The sequence below is a fragment of the Janthinobacterium sp. SUN026 genome (assembly GCF_030397625.1).
GTDB classification, from domain to species: Bacteria; Pseudomonadota; Gammaproteobacteria; order Burkholderiales; family Burkholderiaceae_D; genus Janthinobacterium; species Janthinobacterium kumbetense.
Window position 1 is genome coordinate 1 of sequence record NZ_JAPQNU010000011.1, and the last position, 22248, is coordinate 22248.

Here is a 22248-nt window from a genome sequence, read left to right on the forward strand (position 1 = left end):
CGCTACCATCCAAATCTTTTGCATTGCAAAAGATTTGCTCACTCAAAAAACTGACAGGCTACTTCCGAAGAAGTATCCTATTTCATTATTTCTTGTGAACATTTGATATATTTTAAGTATTACGCCAATCCGAAGATTGACGCTGCACTGACATCAAATGCCCACACTTATCGACTGTTAATTGTTAAAGAACTGTATTCGGTACTGCTTTCGCGCTATCGACAAAGCGTTGTGTCTGTCAGCTGCGAAGAAGGAAGAGTATGAAGCAATTTGCTACGTCCGTCAACTCCTTCTTTTCTCGTCTCACTCTGCATTTGCATGCGTCGTTCAGCGAGGGGGCGAATTATAGCCCTGCCCTGCGCACCCCGCAAGCGCTATTTTTTGCGCCAGATCAAAGGCAATATGCCTGGCACCGCAATTGCTTATATGAACACATGCACCGACCACCGAGGGGAGCAACTCTGGGCCAGGCAGCAACACTGGGGATAGCCCGGTTCGCTTTGCTTTGCTCCCATCTGTGACAGGTGCTACATTATGGAACACTCTCGATATTCAAAAGAGCGCCGCAGTACAGGGCCCAACGGAGGCAACGAGATCATGTATCAACCGTCAGCTACTTACCGTAGCGCACCGTTTTCGTCCATCGCGGACGCGAACATTTTGCCGGCAGGACAAGACAACGTCCCCGTCATCATCGAAACTTCCCACCAGCGTTCCCTCGCCTTCGGCCTGTCGCCCACGGCCACGCCCGACTTTACGCCGGCCGGCAAGTCCGATCTGTCCTTGCTGATCGAGCAAAACCGCATGCTGCACACGCACGCGCTGCCGGCCATGGAAACCCTGTACCAGCAAATCGTCAACACGCACAATATGGTGATTCTCACGGATGCCAACGGCGTGATCGTGCATTCGCTGGGCGACGATGATTTCCTGGAGAAAGCCAACCGGGTCGCCCTGCAGCCGGGCGTGGCGTGGTCGGAACAGAGCCGCGGCACAAATGCCATCGGCACGGCCATCACGGAAAAAGTACCGACTTTGGTCCATGCGGACCAGCATTACCTGGCCGCCAATCATTTCTTGACGTGCTCCGCGGCACCGATCACCGACCACCGGGGCAACGTCATCGGCGTGCTGGACGTCTCGAGCGACCAACGCAGTTTCCACAAGCATACGATGGCCCTCGTGCGCATGTCGGCGCTGATGATCGAAAACCAGCTATTTTCCGCCACCTTCGAAGACGCCATCACCGTGCACTTCCATGCGCGCCCCGAATTCATCGGCACCTTAATGGAAGGCATCGCCTCGTTCACGCCGGGCGGACGGTTTTTATCCGCCAATAAAAACGGCTTGTTCCAGCTGGGCTTGTCATTTGCCGCACTGCAATCACATACCTTCAGCTCCCTGTTCGGCTTGCCCGTGTCCGCCCTGTACGACCATTACCGCACGGCCGCACCCGGTTTGCTGAACCTGTGCATGCACAGCGGCGTGCGCGTATATGGACGCGCGCAGTTGCGCCTGTCCAATAGCGTCTTCCAGCACGGCTTTACTGCCAGCACCGACCATAGCGATATCAACGCCGTGCCGGCACAGGTTCCCGCGTCCGCCAGCCATGCGGCCAACGCGGCGCGTCGCCTGTCCGGCTTACGCTACCTGCGCACGGGCGATCCGCAACTGGAACTGGTGATCGAAAAGGTCAACAAGGTGCTGGGGCGCGACATCCCCATCCTCGTCATGGGCGAAACGGGGACCGGCAAGGAATTGCTGGCGCAAGCCATCCACAACGATTCGCCACGGGCCATGGGACCGTTTATTGCCGTCAATTGCGCTTCCATTCCGGAAACCCTGATCGAGTCCGAACTGTTCGGCTATGAAGACGGCGCCTTTACGGGGGCGCGCAAGAAAGGCGCGATCGGCAAGATACTGCAAGCGAATGGCGGCACCCTGTTCCTCGATGAAATCGGCGACATGCCTTTCGGCTTGCAGGCGCGGCTGTTGCGCGTGTTGCAGGAACGCATGGTCACTCCCCTGGGCAGCAGCAAATCCATCACCGTCAACGTGGAACTCATTTGCGCCACGAATCACAACTTGCGCGAACGCATGGCCAAGGGACTGTTTCGCGAAGACTTGTATTACCGCCTGAATGGCCTGGTGGTAAAACTGCCGCCGCTGCGCGAACGCACGGACCTGGACACGGTCGTGAAAAAAATCCTCGCAACGGAAGCGCCCGACACGCGCTACATGGTGGCGCCGGACATCTTGCGCATGTTCCACCAGCATAAATGGCCGGGCAATTTCCGCCAACTGACCAATCTCTTGCGCACGGCCATCGTCATGGCGGGCGACGAACATGAAATCTGTTTGCGCCACATGCCCGATGATTTCCTCGACGATATTGAGATAACGCAAGCGACTGCCGCCAGCGCCAGCACGGACCGCATGATCGCCGCCGGCGCCAACCTGGAAGAGATGGAGCAAAGCGTGATCCTCAAGTCGCTCGATGCCCACGGCGGCAACGTCTCGGCCACGGCGCGGGCCCTGGGCGTGTCGCGCAACACGATCTATCGCAAAGTGCCGCACCTGAAATAGCCTAGAGTAAACGGGAAAAGCCAGGCGACATCGCGCGCCGGCCCTGCTTGTCGATGGTCATCAGGTCGACGCCCTCCATGTGCGCGGCCATCGCATGCGCGCGTGCGGCTCCCGTCACCATGAAGGTGGTCGACAAGCCATCGGCAAGCAAACCCGTGGGCGCCAGCACGGTCACGCTGGCCAGTTCACGCGGCGAATCGCCCCTCGCAGGGTCGAAGATGTGGTGATGCACGAAGTCGGGCGTGAACGTGCATTCGTAGTCGCCCGACGTGGCCACGCTGCGCCCCTCCACTTTCAAGGTGGCCGCCAGGATTTCCGCGTCGCGCGGATCCTGGATGCCCAAGGTCCACGGGCGGCGCACGGAGCGCTGCCCACGCGCAACGAATTCGCCCGTATCGAGCAGCGCGTGCCGTATGCCGCGTGCCTGCACCGCTGCCAGCGCCATGTCCGCCGCGTAGCCTTGCGCCAGGCCATTCAAGGTCAGCGCCATGCCCGGCTGCAGAAAACGCACTTCCCGACTATCCCACGCCATTTGCCGCCAGCCTACCCGCGCCTGCGCCGCGCGGCGCAAGGTGTCCGTCGGCAAGCTTGCCCGGTCTGCCGCCGCGCGAAACAGCTGCCACAAAGGTTGCACCGTAATATCAAACGCCCCATCGCTCCATTGCGACAAAGCATGCGCCTGCGCCAGCACGGCCAGCAAATGCGCATCCGGCCGGGCCAGGCGGCCGTCACGGTTCAGCTGGAAAACTTGACTGGCCGGGCTGTAAATGCTCATCAGGCGGTCGATATTCCTCGCTGCATGCAAGGCGTCCTCGATAGCCAGTTCGGCCTGGCGCTGATCGTGGTGCAACACGGTAACGGCGATGGTCGTACCAAACGCCAGCGCGGCACCGCGATAAGGGCGCACGCCGGACGCCGTGGCCGTGCCCCGCGCCATGCTGCCCGGCAAAGACAAGCCCGCCATACTGGCCACGCTGCCGATGGCGGCGGAAATAAACGTTCTACGCTGCATTGCTGCTCTCCTCTGGCGTGGCCCTGACGATGGGAATGGTGCGGGCACGCTTGATTTCCAGCATCAAGGGCGCGCATTTTTCATCGCTGGCGTAAATCACCACGCAATCCATGCACTGGAAACACTCGCCATAATCGACTTTCCCGCCAGGCGCGATGGCGTGGTACTCGCAACGGTGACGGCAAGTCTGGCAAGGCGTGCCACACTCCTTGCGACGGGGAATCCAGTTGAACAGGCGAAAACGTCCCAGCAGCGCCAGCGCCGCGCCAAACGGACACAGGTAGCGGCAAAAGAATTTGTAGGAAACACTACTGAGCAACAGCAAGCCCGCGGCATACGCGACAAACGGCCAGGCCCGCACGAAGTTCAGGGTAATCGCCGTCTTGAACGGTTCCAGTTCCACCAGCTTGTCCGTGATCTGGCTGGAAAACACGCTGCTGCAAAGAATGGCCGCCAGCAAGCCATACTTGATCCATTTCAAGCACCCATCCAGGCGCGGCTTGATTTTCCATTGCGGCAAGCGCAGCCACTGGCCCAGCTTGCCCGTGAATTCCTGCAGGGCGCCAAACGGACACAGCCAACCACAAAACGTGCCGCGCCCCCAGATCAGCAGGCTGAGCAGCACGAACGCCCACAGGATCACCGTCATCGGATCGAACAGGAAAAAGCCCAGGCTGCGCCCCGCCAGCAGGGCCTGGATGACGCCCGTGATATTGACGATCGATAACTGCCCCTGCGCGTAATAGCCGATGAAGCCCACCGTAAACAACAGGAACAGGCGGCGAAACCACACAAATTGCCTGCCATCGCGCACGAGGCGTTTCTGCCAGGCCAATGCACCGGCCAGCAGCGCCAGCCCGGCGAGCAACAGCAACAATTCAGTCTTGCGCCCTTTCCACGTGCCGCGCCACGTGGCATCGTCGCCTTGCGGCGCCGTATAAAAATCAGCCGGCAGGCGGTAATTGACATCGACATTGCGCGCGATGCGTTCCGGATACACGATGCCCTTGTTGCGCGTGATCGGCATGGTAAAAGCCAGCGGGCTGGCCGCATCGAGCCCCGCCTGGCTGATGACGCGCAAGACGGCGACATTTTCCGTCGGCAGCCGCGTCGTATCCGCCAATTGCAATTCCAGGTCCAGGTCGCGCATGTCGATGGGCAAGCCATCCTGCTTCAGCAATAGCCGGTCCGGCACGGTGCCGCGCACGAAATCATCGCCCAGCACGCTGTAGCGCCCGCGCGACATGACGAGGATGGCGTGGTCGCCTTCGTCCAGCCGGTTGCGCAATTTGTTCCAGCTGCGTTCCGTCAACAGATTGCGCCCCACGCTGGGCACGGACACATACGCCAGGTACAGGTCGATAAACACTTCATCCGGCGCGCGCGTGGCTTCCCCATCGAGGCCCGCGCCGGGACTGCCGGCAAACAGGCTTTCAATCTCCTTATTGCTCAAGCGCAGATGCTGGATCAAGCCCTGCTTTAACATTTGCGCGACATCAAGCTTTTCGAACACATCCATGCGGATGCGCGCGATCTGATCCGGGTCACGGCCTTGCGCGAAGCCAAGTTTTTTGCGCGACACTTTCAAGGCCGACGCCAGCACGCTCTGGTTGATGATGCGCACAGAAGCCGTGGCCTTCGACACGCCATCGATATCGGCGTGCGTGGCGTCCGTGGCGCGTTTCTTCCTGGCATCGATAGCGATATTCTGCTTCAGCGACAGTCCCTGATACTGTTTGACGAACTGAAACAAGGGCGCTTCGCCCAAGCCATCGAGAAACACGGGTTCGTGCTGCGACAGCACGGCCACGTCGAGAAAACTCCCTTGGGGATTGATAGCGATCAATAAATTGACAGGAACGCCGGAAAAGCCGGGAATCGGCGCCAGGTCCACGGATTCAAATACGTAGCCGACCAGCTCCGTGGCCGTGGCGTTTTGCCGGAACAATGGCCAGACGGGCAAGTCGGTCTCCTTGTCGCCCACGACGATGGGAGCAGGAAAACGCCGCACCAGCTCGGCCTTCGCGAGCACGCCCGCCCACGCCTGTCCCAGGATAAACAGGAATAGCCAGCATCCGATGAACAACCGCATTATCCGCATGCACCACGCTCCGTGCGGCGCCTTGTCACAAGGCGCCGCGTTCGTTTATTAGAAGAAAATAATGCCGCCCAGGGACACGCCATTCATCTTCGCTTCGCCGCCCGTAAAGCCTTTCGAGCGAGTCTGGCCCAGTTCGCCCACCAGGGTGATCGCGCTGTTGAGCGAGTAATACGCGCCCAGGGTCAGGTTGGCGTTCGACTTCAAGCCGCCCGTGCCGGCCGTGTTGTCGTCGTTCTTGCTGATGCCGTAGGACAAGCCCAGTTTCAGCTTGTCTGTCGTCTTGTACGTGCCTTGCAACAGCCAGTTCTTCGACTTGGTATCGCCCTGGTCCGCATCGGACAGGATGCCCAGCCCCTTGCCACCCTGGAAGTTGACCAGCACGCCAGCCGGACCCATCTGGTACGAGCCGCCCACTTCCACGCCGCGCATGGTCAAGTCATCGACGCCCGGCGTTTTCGACGTGAATTTTTGCGACTTCACGCCCAGCCAGGCTTTCAAGCCTTCCTGCGCATACGTCAGCTGTGCCTGCACTTGCGGACTCGACTTCGAAGAATAGGTCGAGCCGGCAACAATCGGCGTATCGGAGACGGGGCTGACCAGCGCCACGTCGGCGCCAAAGCCGCCCGACTTCGGCGAGCTGTACATGATCTGGCCATAGTTGCCCAGATAGGTATAGCCGGCGCCGATATGGCCCAGGGTCACCCGGCCCCGCTGCGTCGCCTGCACGGGTGCGCCCGAGCCCAGCAAGGTCATGTCGGACAAAATCGCATTCGCGCCGAAGATGCCGTAGTCGCGGCCCAGCTTGAAGGTACCCATGTGTTCATTGCCAAACGTAAAGAAAGCCTGACGCACATCGACCACGCTGTTCTGGCTGATGGCGCTGTCCGTGGCCGTCGAGTTGTAGATGCCGATCAAGGCTTTCACGTCGTATTCGCCCAGCCGCGAGCTTGCCGAGGTGATCAAGCCATTCGGCAGCAAGCCGTTGCCGATGGTCGTGCGGTCCTTCTCGCCGCCGCAACCGAGCGCCTGGCCGCCCAGCGCCAGCCCGCCCACCGCATCGCCCGAACACGACACTTGCGTGTAGTAAGCGTTGACGATGCCGCCCACCGACACGGTCCAGTCGCCAGCCTTGATATCGACGGCTTGCGCCTGTCCCACCGCTGCGATCGTCATGACACCCAGGCTCCCCAGCTTGATCAATGTATTCATTGCTTCTCCTCTTTCTTCTCTGTTTTTAGTGTGCACACCAGTGATTGATGTACCTCAAGCTTTGGCAATAAGCGTGCCCAGCGCGCCCCAGAGGGAGAAAGAGAAAATACGTAGTTGACTTGTGCAGCAGCGGATCAATCACCACTGCCGGTGTTCATTTTTTGACCGCAAGCAGGCATAGCGGGCGTCCAGGTAAACAAAAAACTGACGGCCTGGGCCGTCAGCAAAAAGAAAACACCCGGCGGACAGGGAGACACCCATCCGAGTGGCCCGGATGCTTCACCCCGTTACTTCGATGCCAGCTTGAAGACCCACACGGAACCGCCCTGTTCCAGGAAGTTGACCTTCTTCGCCACCTCGCCGCCCCACAGCGGCACGGCGCCACCCCAGCCGGAAACGACGGCCACATATTGCGTGTCGCCATCCTGCCAGGTGACGGGCGGCGCCACGACGCCGGAGCCCGTCTGGAATTTCCACAGTTCCTTGCCCGTCTTCGCGTCGACGGCTTTCAGGAAGCCTTCCGGCGTGCCGTAGAACACCAGGTTGCCGGCCGTACTCATCACGCCGCCCCACAGCGGCGCGTTGTTCTTGATTTCCCAGACGATCTTGCCCGTCTTCGGATCGACGGCGCGCATGGCGCCGATGTAGTCGTCAAACAATGGCTTGATGGTGAACCCCGCGCCGAGGAAGGCGCCGCCCTTCTTGTAGCTGATCGGCTCGTTCCAGATATCCATGCCCCATTCATTCGCGGGAACGTAGAACAGCTTGGTTTGCGGCGAGTACGCCATCGGCATCTGGTTTTTGGCGCCGAGGAAAGCGGGCGCGGCAAACACGGTCGTGCCCTTCTTGCCTTCCTCTCCCTTGGTCGGGTCGCCAGGGCGGCCGGCGGCAATGAAATTCGGCCGGCCCGTCTTCAGGTCGATACTGCTGGCCCAGGTGATTTTCTTCACAAATGGAAAGGCGTTCTGCAGCTTGCCCGTGTTGGCGTCGATCACATAGAAGAAGCCGTTGCGGTCGGCCTTGCCGCCATAGCGCTTGCCATCCATGTCGAAGGTGACGAATTCGTTGGCGCCGTCGAAATCCCAGGCATCGTTCGGCGTATTCTGATACGCCCACTTGATCTGGCCCGTTTTCACGTCCAGCGCCACGGTGGATGACGAGTACAGGTTGTCGCCGGGCCGCAAGTGGCTGTTCCACGGCGCCGGGTTGCCCGTGCCAAAGTAGGCGAGCTTGGTTTGCGGATCGTAGGTGCCGCCCATCCAGGTCGAGGCGCCGCCCGTTTTCCACAGGTCGCCCGGCCACGTCTTGTTCGCCGTGCCGGACACGCCGTTGTCGATGGCCTTGCCATCCTTGTCGTAGCGGTGGCCCATATGGCCTTCCACGGTCGGACGGCTCCACACGAGGTCGCCCGTCATCGGATTGCGCGCTTCAACCCGGCCCACGATGCCAAATTCCCCGCCCGACACGCCCGTCAGCAGCAAGCCTTCGGCGATCAGCGGCGCGGCCGTCATCGAGTAGCCGGCCGCGTAATCGTCCACTTTTTCCTTCCAGACGATCTTGCCCGTATTCTGGTCCAGCGCCACCAGGTAGGCGTCCAGGGTGCCGAAAATCACCAGATTGCCATACAGGGCCGCGCCGCGGTTGACCACGTCGCAGCACGGCATGATGCCGTCCGGCAAGCGATGCTCATATTTCCACAGCTTGGCGCCCGTTTTCAAGTCGACGGCAAAGATGCGCGAATAAGATGCCGTGACGAACATCTTGCCGTTGTGAATCAACGGCTGCGATTCCTGGCCCCGCTGCTTTTCGCCGCCGAACGAAAACGACCATGCCGGCACCAGCTTGGCCACGGTCTTGTCATTGATCTGCGTCAACGGCGAATAGCGCTGGCCTTGCGTACCCATGCCAAACGACAGGACGCTGGCCGGATTCTTTGCCGTGCTGTCGAGCATGGCATTGGTGACATTGCCCACGTCGGCCGCCTGGGCCAGCGATGCCAAACCCAAACCGATGAGTATCCCCATGATTTTTTTCTGCACAATCATCTCCCTCTGTTTTATTAGTATGTGTGTATCAAGTCTTGCGGTGCTCATACGGCTGGGCATGCAACAGCGCACACTCTTCATCGGTGAACAGGCGCGAGCGCGTCAAAAAGCGCTTGCCCGTGCCGTTGTCGAGTGAAAACATGCCGCCATTGCCATCGACCACATCGATAATCAACTGGGTATGCTCCCAGTACTCGAATTGCTCGAGTCCCATGTAGAACGGTGTGCCATTCAAATTGCCGAGATAAATGTCGGTGTCGCTGACATCGAACTCGCCCAGCGCGTAGCACATGGGCGCACTGCCGTCGCAGCAGCCGCCCGACTGGAAAAACATCAGCGGGCCGTGACGCTGGCGCAACTTGTCCATCATTTCCAGCGCCGCATCGGTGGCGACCACCCGGGCAATTACTGCACTCATGGCATCCCTTTCTGCGCGCCGCGCCCGGACTGCAAGCGCGGCGCCTGTTGCCGGTTTAGAAGAAGCCCAGCGCTTTCGGGCTATAGCTCACCAGCAAGTTCTTCGTTTGCTGGTAGTGGTCGAGCATCATCTTGTGGTTTTCGCGGCCGATACCCGATTGCTTGTAGCCGCCGAACGCGGCGTGGGCCGGATACAGGTGGTAGCAATTGGTCCACACGCGGCCCGCCTGGATGGCGCGTCCCATGCGGAAGGCGCGTGAACCGTCGCGCGTCCACAGGCCGGCGCCCAGGCCGTACAAGGTATCGTTGGCAATCGCCAGCGCGTCGGCCTCATCCTTGAAGGTGGTCACGGACACGACGGGTCCGAAGATCTCTTCCTGGAAGATGCGCATCTTGTTATTGCCCTTGAACACGGTCGGACGCACGTAATAGCCGCCTTCCAGGTCGCCCGCCTGCGTGTTGCGCTCGCCGCCTGCCAGCACTTCCGCGCCTTCCTGGCGGCCGATATCGAGGTAGGACAGGATTTTTTCCAGCTGCTCCTGCGACGCCTGGGCGCCGATCATGGTGGCAGAGTCGAGCGGATTGCCCTGCTTGATGGCGGCCACGCGCTTCAGGGCCCGTTCGATGAATTTTTCGTAGATCGATTCCTGGATCAGTACGCGCGATGGGCAGGTGCACACTTCGCCTTGATTCAGCGCAAACATCGCAAAACCTTCCAGGCACTTGTCGAAATAATCATCATCGGCATCCATCACGTCTTCAAAGAAGATGTTCGGCGACTTGCCGCCCAGCTCCAGGGTGACGGGAATCAGGTTTTGCGCCGCATAGCCCATGATCAGACGGCCCGTGCCCGTTTCGCCCGTAAAGGCGATCTTGGCGATGCGCTTGCTCGACGCCAGCGGCTTGCCCGCTTCCAGGCCGAAACCGTTGATGATGTTCAGCACGCCAGGCGGCAGCAAGTCGCCGATCAGCTCGATCAACACCATGATGGAAGCCGGGGTCTGCTCGGCCGGTTTCAAGACGACGCAATTGCCGGCGGCCAAGGCCGGCGCCAGTTTCCACACGGCCATCAGGATCGGGAAATTCCACGGGATGATCTGGCCCACGACGCCCAGCGGCTCATGGTAATGGTAGGCATAGGTTTCCGCATCGATTTGCGCGACGGAACCTTCCTGGGCGCGGATGCAGCCGGCGAAGTAACGGAAATGGTCGATGGCCAGCGGAATGTCGGCATTCATCGTTTCGCGGATCGGCTTGCCGTTGTCGATGGTTTCCGCCGTGGCGATCAGGCTCAGGTTCTGTTCGATGCGGTCGGCGATACGGTTCAGGATATTGGCGCGCTCGGCAGGCGAAGTCTTGCCCCAGGCATCCTTGGCGGCGTGCGCGGCGTCCAGCGCCAGCTCGACGTCTTCCGTCGTGGAACGGGCGATTTCGCAAAACGGCAAGCCCGTGATCGGGGTGATGTTAGGAAAGTATTCACCTTTTACTGGTGCAACGAATTTGCCGCCGATGTAATTGTCATAGCGTTGTTTGAAGGGATTGGCTACGCCCAGTTTGCTGATGTCTGCGAGATTCATGTCGTCCTCTATCGGGTTAATTAGAATGGAAATACTTAATTAAAATCAAACGTCCTGGTACAGATGGGGTGAGTACACGGAGTCTTCCGCAAATGCCGTGCCAGCTCGCCATCCCACTACAAACTTAGCCGGTTTTACCCCCGTTACAAGGGCGTGGCGTCAATCCCGGCCCGCTTTTCAGCGCATGCCCCGGACTTGGGTGGGGGCGTGGCTCTGTTTGCGTTTTGAACAAGGTGGCGGCATCCTGTTCCAATCCGGGCCAGCCCTGCTGAGCCGCCACGCCGCCGCTGCACAATGGAACAGGTGTACCAGACTGGAACACCTGCACCTGTGCCATGAAGGAATCAACGAATCACCACGCCCCATGGCAATTCACCCACGGCAATATCGGCCACCTTGCGCGCGCTGGCCGTGTCGATGACGGACACGCTGTTCGAGCGGCCATTGGCCACGTACAGCTTGGCGCCGTCGGCCGTGATGGCCATGTTCCACGGGCGCTTGCCGACGCCAATCGTGGCCGTGACCTGATTGCTGGCCGTGTCGATCACCATCACCGTACCGTCGATGCCGTTCGAGACATACACTTGCTTGCCGCCGGGATGGACGGCGATGCCATTGGCATTCTTGCCCGCTGGAATGGTGGCAATCGCCTTGCGCGCGGCCATGTCGATCACGTAGACGGCATTGACCAGTTCGCACGCCACGTAGGCGCGGCCCGAGTCCGGGCTGAAACCGATGCCGCGCGGACGCAGCCCCACGGCGATGGAAGCGACCTGCCGGCGTTGCGCCACATCAATGACATCGACTTGCTCCGCCTCTTCCGCGCTGACCAGCAGCCAGCGCCCATCCGGGCTGAAGACGGCGTGTTCCGGATTGCGGCCCTGCACCTTGATATCGGCGAGCAAGGTACCTGTCTGGCCATCGAGCAAGGCCACGCTGTTGTTTTCCTCGACGGCAACGGCCACGTGACTACCGTCTTGCGAGGCGCTGACGCCTTCGGGCGACTTGCCCAGCGCCACCGTGCGCACGGGCGCGCCGCCAGCGTTGTCGATCAGCAGCAAAGCGCTGCTGGCGGCATCCGTGACAAACAATTGCCGCCCTGTGGGGTCGGCGGCGATGCCGCGCGGACGCTTGCCTGCGGCGATCTGGCGCACCACCTGGTCGGTCGCCGTGTCGATCACGCTCAAGGTGCCCGACTTTTCGTTGGGAACATAGGCAAATGGAGCGGCCTGGACAGCGGTGCTGGCGAGCGCCGGCAGCAGCCAGCACACCTGGCGCAGGCGCGAGAAGAAGTTGGGCATAATCACCTTTTCAATGGCAAAACGAGGGAAAAGCGCGCCGCATCGGCGTCTCTGACAATTACCGTATGCAAACGCCGTGCCACTGACACGCGTATAATTTCAGCCCACCAATGGAGACATGGCAGGCATATTGCTTGATACACCTACGCAGACCTGTACCGCGCACGCGATCAAGCAGGCTTTTATTCACATTGGAGAATCCGCATGCAGCATCGTTTCCGCCTGAACACCATCGCCAGCCTGTTTGTCGCCGGCAGCGCCACCCTCGCCCCTCACGTCTTTGCCGCCGAGGCAGCTGACCCGGCCAATGGGCAATTCATGGATACGGTGGTCGTCAGCGGCAGCCGCATCGCCCACCCCAGCCAGGAAGTGCCGGCCTCGATCGACGTGGTCGACAGCGCCCGCATCCAGGATGGCCAAATCCGCGTCAACGCGTCGGAAGCGCTGGCCGCCGTGCCGGGCCTGGTCGTACAAAACCGCCAGAACTACGCACAAGACTTGCAAATCTCGTCGCGCGGCTTCGGCGCCCGCTCGGCCTTCGGCGTGCGCGGCGTCAAGCTGATCAGCGATGGCATTCCCGCCAGCATGCCCGACGGTCAGGGCCAGGCCGCCACTTTCAACCTCGATACGGCCGAGCGCATCGAAGTGCTGCGCGGACCGTTTTCTGCCATCTACGGCAACCATTCGGGCGGCGTGATCCAGCTGTTTTCCAAGGATGGACAAAATCCCCCGTCCGTCGAACTGAATTTGACGGGCGGCAGCTACGGCACCAGCAAGGTAGACTTGACGGCGCAGGGCCAGGCGGGCGGCATCGGCTACGTGCTCGACGGCTCGCGCTTCCGCACGGACGGCTTCCGCGACCACAGCGCCGCCACGCGCGAACAAGCGTTCGGCAAGATCACGGTCAAGCCCACCGCGGACAGCAAGCTGACCATCGTCGCCAACAGCCTGCATCAAGGCAATACGCAAGATCCGCTGGGCGTCACCTGGACCACGTTTGCCCGCGACCCGCGCGCCGGCGAAATCGACACGACGGACACGCAAAACCCGAAACGCACCCTGGCCGAGCGCTACAACACGCGCAAGAGCATCGATCATCAGCAGATCGGCGCCACTTATGAACAATCGTTCGGCGATGACCGACTGCACGTGATGGTGTATGGCGGCAACCGCGACGTGATCCAGTACCAGGCGTTTAATAAAGCATTCCAAAATACCAAAGTGGACGGTCTACTTAAGCATTCGGGCGGCGTGGTCGACTTCCAGCGCCAGTTCTATGGCATCGACACCAACTGGCTGCACGTGAACCAGTTGGCCGGCGGCAAGCTGAGCACCACCATCGGCATCGACTATAGCCGCTCCAGCGATGACCGCACCGGCTATGAGAACTATATCGGCGAAGTGTACGGACTGAAGGGTAAGCTGCGCCGCGACGAGCAGGATGTCGTCTCCAGCCTCGATCCGTATATCCAGGCGGAATGGCAAGGCGGCCCGTGGCTGCTCAGCGCAGGTGTGCGCTACAGCAAGATGAAAGTGGCGGTCGACGACCATTTCCTCAGCAACGGCAACGATAGCGGCAGCCTGGAGTTCAGCCACACGACGCCCGTGCTGGGCCTGCTGTATAAACTGACGCCGAACGTCAACGTCTACGCCAGCGCCGCGCGCGGTTTCGAGGCCCCAACCTTGAACGAACTGTTTTACTCGGGCACAGGCGGCGGCTTCAATTTCAACTTGAAGCCGGCCACCAGCACCAACCTGGAAGCGGGTGTCAAGGCCAGGATCGCCAACAACACGCACGTGAATGCGGCCTTGTTCCAGATCAAGACCAACGACGAACTAGTGGTCGACAAGTCCAGCGGCGGGCGCACCAGCTATCGCAATGGGGGTAAAACCTTGCGCCAGGGCATGGAAGTGTCGCTGGATTCGAACCTGCCATATGGCTTCACGACCAAAGTGGCGCTCACCAGCCTGCATGCCGTGTATGACCAGGCATTTGGCGGCGTGCGCGAAGGCAGCCGCTTGCCGGGCGTACCCAGCGCTAACCTGTTCGCTGAACTGGCCTGGAAAGATACGTTCGACCGTTTTGGCGCAGCGCTGGAAAGCGTGGCCAGCAACCAGGTCTACGCGGAAGACAGCAACATCGAAAAACCGGCGCCCGGCTACACGGTATTCAATGCGCGCTTCAACGCCAGGCAAAACGTGGGCAATTGGCGCTTCAAGGAGTTTGCCCGCCTGAACAATCTTTTCGACAAGACCTACGTGGGTTCCGTCATCGTCGGCGACAGCAACAAGCGCTACTATGAAGCGGCACCGGGACGTAATTGGTTGCTGGGCGTTAGCGCCCAATATAGTTTCTAAAACTAAAAAGCCCGCGCCTCTTCCGATGCGCGGGCTTTATTGTCATTTAACATGGCCTGCTATGGCCGTGCTTCCTTCACCCCATATTTCTCGAAGATGGCTTTCAATTCGCCGCTGGCCGCCATTTCGTTCATGGCTGCCTGCAGCAACTTGCCCACGTCGAGCTGCTGGCGGCTGACGGCCAGGCCCACGGCCCAGCCCGCACGCGGCAGGCGGGCGAACGCCACTTCGCTCATGGGGAAAGCGGGATCGCTTTTCAGCACCGATTCGATTTCCGAACGGTTGGCCAGCACGGCATCGAGCTTGCCCGCCTGCAATTGCTGCAAGGCTTCGGCTGCCGTATCGAAGATGCGCACATCGTCGCGGTACTTGCCATTGTCTTCGCCCAGCATCAGCATGGCCGCGATCGACACCTTTTCCACGCCGATGCGCTTGCCGGCCAGCGAGGCGACGCCATCGAATTGCGGCACGGCTTGCGCACTGCGCGCCAGGCGCACGGTTTCCACGTAGTATGGCGCGAAGATCTCGACCTTGTCGTTGTCCGCCATCAACTTCTTGTCGACCGGCACATGCAACATCACATCGGCGGGGCCATAACCGAGGTAATGTCCCTTCCACACCATATTGCGCAAATCGTCGTTGAGGTTTTCGCCGGCGGGAAATGGCAGCAAGCTCAGTTTCAGCCCCAGCTTTTTCGCCAGCGCTTCGGCAATATCGATATCGATGCCCGTACCCTTGTCGGAAAACGGCGCGAATTCGTTGTACACAGCCACTTTCAGGCTGCCCGACTGCTGCACCTTTTGCCAGTCGGCGCGCGCCGGCGCGGTGGCGCACAGCGCCAGGCAAGCGAGCGAGATCATCGCGCGCGCGCCCCGGAATTGAAATGAACGCATGGGACTCCTTCGTGATCAGTTCGACTTAATTCGATTCGCGGCGCGTTTCCAGATAGGTCTTGATGGCCCACATGGCTTCCTGGTTGAACACGCCTTCGAACGGCGGCATGTACACGGCGCCATTGCGCACTTTACCGTGGCGGATGGTGGTCAGGTAGTAATTGTCCGTTTCCTTGTAGCAAGCCTGTTTCTTTGTCTCATTCTTGATACCGAAGCAATCACGGTCCAGCTGGCGCAAGTCGGGCGCGATGCCGCCGGAGATGGCTTCGATGCCGTGGCAACGGGCGCAATTCTGGTTGTAGGCAGATGTGCCTACCGTCAAGGCCAGTTTGTTGCCCCGATACGGGTTTTGCTCGAGCCATTTGTCGCCCACCTTGGGCAAGCCCGTGGTATCGACGCCTTGCGGCGTGACATTTCCGTGCGCATAGGCATGCGGCAAGGTCAGCAGGGAAGTGAGGGCAACGGCGCCGGCCGCCGCCACGCCGAGCAGGGTACGAATGGAATAGGTCATGCTGGTCTCCTTGGTTTTTTAGTCAATACCAAAGAAGAGCAAATGCCATGCCATGCGTCTATGCCCCACATCCGGCCGGCCATGTATCAATTTGGAACAGCTGCAACACGTAGTTGTGTCACCGCACGCCTCAGGCGGCGGCCACCGTGCAGATGCTGCCGCGCGCCTGCTGCTCGAAAGTGATACGCACGGGCAAAAATCGGGCAATCACCTCCGCATTCGTCAGCGCGTGCTGCGACACCTTGTTGCAGCTGAAGGTACCGCCGCCCGCCAGCGCCATGGGCAGCAAGAGCTGGTCGGCCAGATGCTCGCCGACGGCCGCGTCCGTCTTGAGATAGGCGCGCACCTCGTTCAACAGGCGCTTGGCCACGGACTCGGCCAGCAAGGACTTTTCGCCGAACGAAGTAAATACTTCCGTGACATGCTCATGCTCCAGGGTCAGCAGCAGGACGTTGCCCGGCCCCTGCTCCGCCGGCAAGCCGACGAGGCGCAGCTGCTTGCCGCTCCAGCCCATGCCGCTGGCGACACGCTCGAGCTCGCGCTGCGCCACCTGCACATGCACGCCCGCCACCACGCTTTCCGCATACCCCGCCTTCCGTTCGCCGCGCTGCAGCAGTTGAATCGGCTGCAAGCGCCGGCACGGTTGCACGGTGGCCGTCACCTCGCCGCCGCCCGCAGGATGAAAGCCGTAGCGTTGCAGCGCGATCTCCACCTCGGCGCCCATCTGCTGCAGGATGCGGCCATACGCGCGCTGCAAAAAATGCACGGGCGGCGCCATGGCATTGTGCGTGCCGCCAGTGATGCGCACGGTGGATGGCCCATCCGCATGCAGCAGGGCCGGCAGCAAGGTTTGCAGCACCAGGGTGCAGCTGCCGGCGCTGCCGATGGCAAAGCGGTAATCGCCGCCGCGCAGGGGGCCGGGAACGAATTCCAGGCTCGACGCGCGCAGCGCCACCGGCGTCGTGCGCGCCCCGCAAATGGCGGTTGCCGCCTGCACGGCCAGCAGATGCTGGCGCAGCAAGCCGGGCTTTTCCCGCCCCGCGCGAATGTTAATCAGGCGAAACGGTTGCCCCGTGATCATCGACAGGCTCAGCGCCGAACGCAAAATCTGTCCGCCGCCTTCGCCTTGCGCTCCATCTATTTCTATCATCTCTCTTATCCTTTGACGCAGACGACCTGCTTCAAGATATGCACGACATCGACCAGCTCGCGCTGCGCCAGCATCACCGCATCGATATCCTTGTAAGCCATCGGGATTTCATCGATCACGTTTTCATCCTTGCGGCACTCCACGCCTTCGGTGGCGCGGATCTGGTCATCCAGGTTGAAGCGCCGCTTCGCTTCCGTCCGGCTCATCGTGCGTCCCGCACCGTGGCTGCAGCTATGGAAACTCTCCGCATTGCCTTTGCCGCGCACGATAAAGCTCTTCGCGCCCATGGAGCCGGGAATGATCCCCAGTTCGCCCGCGCGGGCCGATACGGCGCCTTTGCGCGTGATCAATACATCCTTGCCGAAGTGGTGCTCCTTCTGCACATAGTTATGGTGGCAGTTGACGGCCTCCACGTGCGTCTGGAACGGCTTATGGATGACCGTGCGCACGGCGGCGATCAGGTTTTGCATCATCACTTCGCGGTTGTTGCGGGCGAAACGCTGGGCCCAGCCCACCGCTTCCACGTAATCGTCGTAATGCTGCGTTCCCTCGGCCAGGTAAGCCAAATCCTGGTCGGGCAGGTTGATGAAGTGGGTGCGCATATCCTGCTTGGCCAGTTCGATGAAATGCGTACCGATGGCATTGCCCACGCCGCGCGAACCGGAATGCAGCATGAACCATACGGAACCCTGCTCGTCGAGGCACACTTCGACGAAGTGGTTTCCGCTACCCAAGGTTCCCAGGTGGCGGTAATTGTTCGTATTTTTCAGCTTTGGCGTTTTCAGGCAGATCGCATCGAATTCATCCTTCAATTGCAGCCACGCGGCATCGACCACCGAGGGCGGCGTATGCCAGGAACCCTCGTCGCGGCCGCGGTGGCCGCGCGTCTTCGGCGACATCCCGTGCGGAATGGCGCGTTCGATGGCGCTGCGCAGCGGTCCCAGGTTATCGGGCAGATCGTTCGCCGTCAGCGTGGTTTTCGCCGCCATCATGCCGCAACCGATATCCACGCCCACGGCCGCCGGAATCACGGCGCCCAGGGTGGGAATCACGCTGCCGATGGTCGACCCCTTGCCCAGGTGGACGTCGGGCATGACGGCGATATGCTTGTAAATGAACGGCAGGGTCGCCGTGTTGCGCAATTGTTTTTTAGCCGCTTCTTCGACAGGCACGCCACGCGTCCACATTTTCACGGGACGGCTGCCTTCGGTATGCAGGACTTCGTATTCTTCGTTTTTCATCGCTATTCTCTTCTTCTATTGTATAGGGGGTGATGACTAGGGTTGGTGAAACAGTTGCCGACGCATCGGCCCAGGATGTAGTTCCACCGGCATTCATCAGTACGACAACCCGACAAGGGGGGACAGGATTTCTGGCAGGCGCACTGCGCCTGCCAGGCCGGTCTGACGCGGCTGATCGATGTAATCCTGTCGGCATTCGGGGTACTACGGCGCATGACAAGCGTGGACAGGACGTCTTTTATGTAGTCCTGTCCGCATTCATGCGCTTTGCTTCAACAACCTGGTGCTGCGATATCGATGGCGGCGATTTCTCCCACCCAGTGGGCGGGATCCAGCCGGCCGGCGGCAAAGGCGGCGATGATCTTGAAGACGTCGTCGGAAAAACCGCCGATATTCAGAATATCCTCGCGCTCCATCGCCTGCGTGGTGGCATGCGGTGCAATATCGATGCACACCAGCTTTGCTTGCGGATTGCGCTGCTTGAAGACATTCCACTGTCCCATCGTCGCCGTGGCGCCGCTGCGTTTGGCGTCGATCCACGATTCGTTATCGGACACATAAATCACCAGGTCGGCCAGCTCCTTCTTGCTGTTCATGCGCAGCAGCGGCGCGCTGCAATTGGTACCGCCGCCACCGATGGCTGCCAGCCTGGCCGCGTTGCTCATCACGCTATCATCCGCGCCGAGTCCGCACTGCACCACGCTGTGCTCGAACGGCAGCACCATGGCATCCGGATTCTTGCGCAGCATGGCCGCCGCCACCAGCGCCGCCACATCGATGCAACGCACGCTGGACGTGGCACTGCCGCGAAAACCGCTGACGGGCGAAGACATCGAACCGGAAACATCGGGGCACACCACCACCTTGCCAGCGATCTGCGGCACGTTCAGCAGCGATATTTCCAGCGCCTGTTCCAGCGCTTCGCGCACGATGGCCGGCACGCTCTCGCCGGCCGCCATGCAAGCCGACATCAGCTGGTACGGAAACACCCGTGCCCGGCCAATCGCCTCGGGATCGCGCAGCTTGGCGGCGATCAGCTCCGGCATGCCGGCTATCGCATACACGCCGTGGCGGCCAAAGGTATTCAGATTCATGCGCACCATCTGCCAGCTGCCTTGGCGGGCGATCTGCGCCCAATCCTGTGCGCTCAAGGGCAGCGCCGTCAGCATCTGGAACGGCACGTCCGGTATCGTTTGCGCTGGATCAAGCTTGTAAGCTTCGAACGCGGCCAGCACCGACGGCAAGGCCGCGGCATCGTACGGCTTGCCGATCAGCCAGGCGAAGAAGGCCGCACGCCACGCTTCCTGCGGTTTCGGATGCACCATCTTGACCACGTCGGCCAGCGATGGCGCATTGCCCACGGCCGCGGCCAGCAAGGCTTGTTCCGACGCGCCGTTCAGCCATGCCTGCACCAGCTTTTTCGGACGCGATCCCAGCGACTTGCGGCCGATGGCGCCCGAACGCATGATCTGCACGAAGTTGCGCAGCATCTTGCCGTTGTTAATCACACGCTGAAAGGCCGGCGCGCATTCCGCGGCGCCCTGCCCCGCCAGCACGGCCACCAGCAAGGCCGGCATGTCTTTCATGTAGCCCCGTTCGCGGCAGTACACGGCCGTCTGCGCAATGAAGGCCGGCTCGACCGCCTGGCACAGCTCGCGTACTTTCGCCAGTTGCGCTTCGGCGCTGGCATAAAACGTCGTATTCAGGCAACCGGTGGCCGCGTATTGCGCCAGCTGATGCCGGGGCGTCAGCGCGTAAGCGGGTGCGCCTTCGGCATTGCGTGCCAGCGCCGCTGGCATGGTTGCTGTCTGTTGCGCGCTCTGGAATAACTGGGCGTTGGCCATTTTTCGTTCCTCTCTGCTCTCTACGTTTATCTCGCTGGTATCTCCTCTATTGCAAGCGCTGTGCCAGCTTTCAATATTTCCTAAAAAATTACGATAACTCATTGATTTTATTAAATAATATTTAAATACAAGCTGTTCATTGAAAGTATCCCTGTCACTGAAATTTGGAATACAATTATCTTTTCAGATAAATTTTTATCCCATATATGCAAGCAAAACGCACCGTCGTCATCGGCTTTCTCGGCACGCAGCTCGACAATGGCAGGGGAGCTGCACGCTGGGAAAAGTGGCGTCCCAGCATCGCCCTGACCCAGCACGAGGACAAGATCATCGACCGCTTCGAGTTGCTGTACGCGGGTAGCCAGTTCGACAACCTGGTACGCCAGGTGTCGCAGGACATCGCCAGCGTCTCGCCTGAAACCAGGCTGATCTCCCATGAACTGCCCATCAGCGATGCCTGGGACTTCGAGAATGTGTATGGCGCGCTCTATGATTTTGCCAATAGCTACCCCTTCGATCCGGACAAGGAAGACTATTGGATCCATATCACCACCGGCAGCCACGTGGTGCAGATATGTATGTTCCTGATGACGGAAGCGCGCTATTTTCCCGGCCGTCTCGTGCAAACATCGCCGCCGAAGCGCCAGGCCAGCGGCAATCCCGGCAGCTACGCATTGATCGACCTCGATCTGTCGCGCTACGACCAGATTGCCCAGCGTTTTACGCGCGAGCAGGCCGAAGGCGTGGCCTTCCTGAAGTCCGGCATCGCCACGCGCAATGCGAAATTCAACGGCATGATCGATGAAATCGAGCGCGTCGCCATCAAATCGAAAGCCCCCATGCTGCTGATGGGGCCTACCGGCGCCGGCAAATCCTTCCTCGCGCGCCGCGTGTATAAACTGAAAAAATCGCGCCACCAGATCGATGGAAAATTCATCGACCTCAATTGCGCCACCCTGCATGGCGATGGCGCAGCCTCCACCTTGTTCGGCCATATCAAGGGTTCCTTCACAGGCGCAGGCTCGGATCGGCCAGGCTTGCTGCGCAGCGCACACAAGGGACTGCTGTTTCTCGATGAAATCGGCGAACTGGGACTCGACGAGCAGGCAATGCTGCTGAAAGCCATTGAAGAAAAGCGCTTTTTCTCCGTCGGTGCGGACACCGAGGTGCAAAGCGACTTCCAGCTGATCGCGGGCACCAATCGCGACCTGGGCAAAGAAGTGATGGCCGGCCGCTTCCGCGAAGACCTGTATGCGCGCATCAACCTGTGGACGTACGAATTGCCGGGCCTGGCGCAGCGGCCGGAAGACATCGAACCGAACCTGGAATACCTGCTGACACAATACAGCGCGGAAACGGGCGAACGCGTGCGCTTCAACAAGGAGGCACACGAGCGTTTCATGCGTTTCGCCACCCTGCCCACCTCGGCATGGAAGGGCAATTTCCGCGATTTATCCGCCGCTGTCACGCGCCTGGCCACCCTGTCGGAAGCGGGCCGTATCACGGATGGTGTTGTCGATGAGGAAATCCGGCGCTTGAAGCGGATGTGGCAGCATCATGATAAGCCTGCCGGCGGCACGGAAATCGACCTGGCCGATATCATGGGAAGCGAGGCAGCCGCGCAGCTCGACCTGTTTGATGCGCTGCAGCTGCAGACAGTGATCAAGATTTGCCGGCAATCGAACAATATGTCCGATGCCGGCCGTACCCTGTATGCCGTATCGCGCGCGGCGAAAGCCAAACCCAACGATGCAGACCGGCTCAAAAAATACCTGGCCCGCTTTGACCTTGATTGGGATAGGGTCTGCCAACTTAATTAAATGAAAAAAGCAGCGCTTAGCGCTGCTTTTTTATGCCTGCCTGCTGACAAAACAAAACCACCAGACGTAAAAAAACCCCAACCGGATCACCGGAAGGGGTTTTTTCGAATAACAAGCCTGACGATAACCTACTTTCACACTGGTTGCAGCACTATCATCGGCGCAAAGTTGTTTCACGGTCCT

15 protein-coding genes are annotated in these 22248 nt (G+C 60.3%); 3 read left to right on the top strand and 12 right to left on the bottom strand.

Features of this window, described 5'->3' with window-relative positions; all coding sequences use genetic code 11:
• Window positions 1-597 precede the first annotated feature (597 nt).
• Window positions 598-2586, top strand: coding sequence for a sigma-54-dependent Fis family transcriptional regulator (locus tag OX459_RS27850; protein ID WP_289907482.1), 1989 nt, complete (start codon window positions 598-600; stop codon window positions 2584-2586).
• Window position 2587: 1 nt separating this feature from the next.
• Here OX459_RS27850 and OX459_RS27855 read toward each other — a convergent pair whose 3' ends face one another.
• The 7 genes from OX459_RS27855 to OX459_RS27885 form a co-directional block, all read right to left on the bottom strand.
• Window positions 2588-3598: an FAD:protein FMN transferase gene (locus OX459_RS27855; protein WP_289907484.1), complete on the bottom strand. Its 1011-nt coding sequence runs from the start codon at window positions 3596-3598 to the stop codon at window positions 2588-2590.
• A complete protein-coding gene (locus tag OX459_RS27860) occupies window positions 3588-5690 on the bottom strand; it encodes a 4Fe-4S binding protein (RefSeq protein WP_289907486.1) in 2103 nt (700 codons plus the stop codon). Before OX459_RS27860 ends, OX459_RS27855 begins: the two co-directional genes overlap by 11 nt.
• Before the next feature lie 57 nt (window positions 5691-5747).
• A complete protein-coding gene (locus tag OX459_RS27865; RefSeq protein ID WP_289907488.1) occupies window positions 5748-6908 on the bottom strand; it encodes a porin in 1161 nt (386 codons plus the stop codon).
• A gap of 287 nt (window positions 6909-7195) precedes the next feature.
• Window positions 7196-8932, bottom strand: coding sequence for a PQQ-dependent methanol/ethanol family dehydrogenase (locus OX459_RS27870; RefSeq protein ID WP_251351978.1), 1737 nt, complete (start codon window positions 8930-8932; stop codon window positions 7196-7198).
• A 49-nt stretch (window positions 8933-8981) separates the two neighbouring features.
• Complete coding sequence (locus OX459_RS27875; protein ID WP_289907489.1) at window positions 8982-9371, bottom strand: DUF779 domain-containing protein; 390 nt, start codon at window positions 9369-9371, stop codon at window positions 8982-8984.
• Between the two features lie 55 nt (window positions 9372-9426).
• Window positions 9427-10947 carry an aldehyde dehydrogenase gene (gene adh / locus OX459_RS27880; RefSeq protein ID WP_070280828.1) on the bottom strand — a complete coding sequence of 507 codons (1521 nt, stop codon included), beginning with the start codon at window positions 10945-10947 and terminating at the stop codon, window positions 9427-9429.
• Window positions 10948-11291: 344 nt separating this feature from the next.
• The gene (locus tag OX459_RS27885) at window positions 11292-12248 is read right to left on the bottom strand and encodes a beta-propeller fold lactonase family protein (protein ID WP_289907491.1); all 957 of its coding nucleotides are present in this window, start codon (window positions 12246-12248) and stop codon (window positions 11292-11294) included.
• A gap of 204 nt (window positions 12249-12452) precedes the next feature.
• On the opposite strand from OX459_RS27885, the gene OX459_RS27890 reads away from it, so the two are divergent.
• A complete protein-coding gene (locus OX459_RS27890; protein WP_289907492.1) occupies window positions 12453-14606 on the top strand; it encodes a TonB-dependent receptor in 2154 nt (717 codons plus the stop codon).
• A gap of 59 nt (window positions 14607-14665) precedes the next feature.
• Here the strand turns inward: OX459_RS27890 and OX459_RS27895 are convergent, their stop codons facing one another.
• The 5 genes from OX459_RS27895 to OX459_RS27915 form a co-directional block, all read right to left on the bottom strand.
• Window positions 14666-15499 carry a transporter substrate-binding domain-containing protein gene (locus OX459_RS27895; RefSeq protein ID WP_289907493.1) on the bottom strand — a complete coding sequence of 278 codons (834 nt, stop codon included), beginning with the start codon at window positions 15497-15499 and terminating at the stop codon, window positions 14666-14668.
• Window positions 15500-15524: 25 nt separating this feature from the next.
• On the bottom strand, window positions 15525-16010 hold the full coding sequence (pedF, locus tag OX459_RS27900) for a cytochrome c-550 PedF (protein ID WP_035824926.1): 486 nt from the start codon (window positions 16008-16010) through the stop codon (window positions 15525-15527).
• A gap of 130 nt (window positions 16011-16140) precedes the next feature.
• Window positions 16141-17160: an RNA 3'-terminal phosphate cyclase gene (gene rtcA / locus OX459_RS27905; RefSeq protein ID WP_289907495.1), complete on the bottom strand. Its 1020-nt coding sequence runs from the start codon at window positions 17158-17160 to the stop codon at window positions 16141-16143.
• A 5-nt stretch (window positions 17161-17165) separates the two neighbouring features.
• Window positions 17166-18401, bottom strand: a complete 1236-nt coding sequence (locus OX459_RS27910) for an RtcB family protein (RefSeq protein WP_289907496.1) — start codon at window positions 18399-18401, stop codon at window positions 17166-17168.
• 272 nt (window positions 18402-18673) lie between these two features.
• Window positions 18674-20245 carry an RNA-binding protein gene (locus tag OX459_RS27915; RefSeq protein WP_289907498.1) on the bottom strand — a complete coding sequence of 524 codons (1572 nt, stop codon included), beginning with the start codon at window positions 20243-20245 and terminating at the stop codon, window positions 18674-18676.
• Window positions 20246-20451: 206 nt separating this feature from the next.
• Here OX459_RS27915 and rtcR point away from each other — a divergent pair, with 206 nt between their 5' ends.
• A complete protein-coding gene (rtcR, locus tag OX459_RS27920; RefSeq protein WP_289907500.1) occupies window positions 20452-22065 on the top strand; it encodes an RNA repair transcriptional activator RtcR in 1614 nt (537 codons plus the stop codon).
• Window positions 22066-22248: the final 183 nt, after the last annotated feature.

Bases quoted from the DNA above. Each gene is read 5' to 3' on its own strand.
- OX459_RS27850 (WP_289907482.1), top strand. From the start codon at position 598: ATGTATCAACCGTCAGCTACTTACCGTAGCGCACCGTTTTCGTCCATC.
- OX459_RS27855 (WP_289907484.1), bottom strand. From the start codon at position 3,598: ATGCAGCGTAGAACGTTTATTTCCGCCGCCATCGGCAGCGTGGCCAGT.
- OX459_RS27860 (WP_289907486.1), bottom strand. From the start codon at position 5,690: ATGCGGTTGTTCATCGGATGCTGGCTATTCCTGTTTATCCTGGGACAG.
- OX459_RS27865 (WP_289907488.1), bottom strand. From the start codon at position 6,908: ATGAATACATTGATCAAGCTGGGGAGCCTGGGTGTCATGACGATCGCA.
- OX459_RS27870 (WP_251351978.1), bottom strand. From the start codon at position 8,932: ATGGGGATACTCATCGGTTTGGGTTTGGCATCGCTGGCCCAGGCGGCC.
- OX459_RS27875 (WP_289907489.1), bottom strand. From the start codon at position 9,371: ATGAGTGCAGTAATTGCCCGGGTGGTCGCCACCGATGCGGCGCTGGAA.
- adh (WP_070280828.1), bottom strand. From the start codon at position 10,947: ATGAATCTCGCAGACATCAGCAAACTGGGCGTAGCCAATCCCTTCAAA.
- OX459_RS27885 (WP_289907491.1), bottom strand. From the start codon at position 12,248: ATGCCCAACTTCTTCTCGCGCCTGCGCCAGGTGTGCTGGCTGCTGCCG.
- OX459_RS27890 (WP_289907492.1), top strand. From the start codon at position 12,453: ATGCAGCATCGTTTCCGCCTGAACACCATCGCCAGCCTGTTTGTCGCC.
- OX459_RS27895 (WP_289907493.1), bottom strand. From the start codon at position 15,499: ATGCGTTCATTTCAATTCCGGGGCGCGCGCGCGATGATCTCGCTCGCT.
- pedF (WP_035824926.1), bottom strand. From the start codon at position 16,010: ATGACCTATTCCATTCGTACCCTGCTCGGCGTGGCGGCGGCCGGCGCC.
- rtcA (WP_289907495.1), bottom strand. From the start codon at position 17,160: ATGATAGAAATAGATGGAGCGCAAGGCGAAGGCGGCGGACAGATTTTG.
- OX459_RS27910 (WP_289907496.1), bottom strand. From the start codon at position 18,401: ATGAAAAACGAAGAATACGAAGTCCTGCATACCGAAGGCAGCCGTCCC.
- OX459_RS27915 (WP_289907498.1), bottom strand. From the start codon at position 20,245: ATGGCCAACGCCCAGTTATTCCAGAGCGCGCAACAGACAGCAACCATG.
- rtcR (WP_289907500.1), top strand. From the start codon at position 20,452: ATGCAAGCAAAACGCACCGTCGTCATCGGCTTTCTCGGCACGCAGCTC.